Genomic DNA, 958 nt, shown 5'->3' on the forward strand with positions numbered 1-958 from the left:
CATCAATACGCCGCACAAACGCAGGGGTGGTAAGCGACACCGGGCCGCTCACCAGCGTCACGTTCGCGCCTCGTTTGGCTGCCGCGGCAGCAATCGCAAAGCCCATTTTGCCGGAGCTGTGGTTGGTGATGTATCGCACCGGATCCAGCGGCTCGCGCGTGGGGCCCGCGGTAATCATGATGTTGAGATGTTGCAGATCGTTGACAGGCGAGAAATGGGCGGCGGCCATATCAACAATCGTCAATGGGTCGAGCATACGCCCTGGCCCCACGTCGCCACAGGCCTGGCTGCCGCTCTCCGGTCCCCAAATTAGCAGGCCGCGCGAGGCCAGCGTATCCAGATTATGCTGGGTAGCGGCGTTGCGATACATCTGCTGGTTCATTGCGGGTACAACCGCGACGGGCGCAGGCGTGGCGAGGCAAATGGTCGTTACCAGATCGTTCGCCATCCCGGCCGCCACGCGGGCAATTACATCTGCCGTGGCGGGGGCAAGGATAACCAGATCGGCCCATTTCCCCAGCTCAATATGGCCCATTGCGGCTTCGGCTGCCGGGTCGAGAAGGCTGTCGGATACCGGGTATCCCGAGACGGCTTGCAGGCTCAGCGGGGTGATAAAGGCTTTGCCGCCTTCGGTGATCGCGACCCGTACGTCGGCCCCGCGCTCGCGCAAACGGCGCACCAGGTCTGGCGTTTTATAGGCAGCAATACCGCCGCTGACGCCAAGAACGATTTTTTTACCGGCCAGGCTCATCATGATTCTTTCCTGTTGGGTTTCACCAGAGAGCGGGCATTTTATCACAATCCCTAAAACGGGGTGATGATGTCCTTAATTCACTTTGCGAGGCGCTACGCAAGAACGAAACGCCAGCGTCGAGCCCCGAATTTGCCTGTGGCAGCATAATGGCAAACAGAAGGAGGCCGGGCATGGAAGAGACTGAACTGCTGCTACCGCGTGAAA

At 60.0% G+C, this 958-nt stretch carries 1 protein-coding gene; it reads right to left on the bottom strand.

Translation table 11 applies throughout. The features are described 5' to 3' along the window. A partial coding sequence (gene coaBC / locus HP459_RS23135) for a bifunctional phosphopantothenoylcysteine decarboxylase/phosphopantothenate--cysteine ligase CoaBC (protein ID WP_171936948.1) occupies positions 1-751 on the bottom strand: 751 nt, incomplete at its 3' end. Between the last annotated feature and the right edge of the window lie 207 nt (positions 752-958).

Origin of the sequence: Enterobacter sp. CM29, assembly GCF_013179605.1 — a bacterium.
GTDB classification, from domain to species: domain Bacteria; phylum Pseudomonadota; class Gammaproteobacteria; order Enterobacterales; family Enterobacteriaceae; genus Enterobacter; species Enterobacter intestinihominis.